1 protein-coding gene is annotated in these 285 nt (G+C 35.8%); it reads left to right on the forward strand.

Annotated elements, in window-relative coordinates; translation table 11 throughout:
- Nucleotides 1-285 (forward strand): glycosyltransferase family 4 protein (locus tag Q4528_RS13540; protein ID WP_303522051.1); only part of this gene is annotated, 285 nt, incomplete at both ends.

Below are 285 nucleotides of genomic sequence, written 5' to 3' on the forward strand. Positions count from 1 at the left end.
GTGCATGTCCATGCCGTAGATTTTTTTATCGATTTTTTATCGTTTATACGAACGTCAAAAAAACAAAAATTAATCTTATCTACTCATGGCGGTTTCTTTCATACCCAGTATGCCTCAAAGCTTAAAACAATTTTTTTCAATACAGTGACACGCTTTACCCTAAAGCGTGTGGATCTGGTGCTAGCGTGCAGTAATAACGATTTTAATGTCTTTAGTAAAATAGTCCCAAAAGAGAAGTTAGTACTCATTGAAAACGGTGTAGACACCACAAAGTTTGGTCAGAGT

Origin of the sequence: Staphylococcus pasteuri, from assembly GCF_030547725.1 — a bacterium.
GTDB lineage: Bacteria > Bacillota > Bacilli > Staphylococcales > Staphylococcaceae > Staphylococcus > Staphylococcus pasteuri.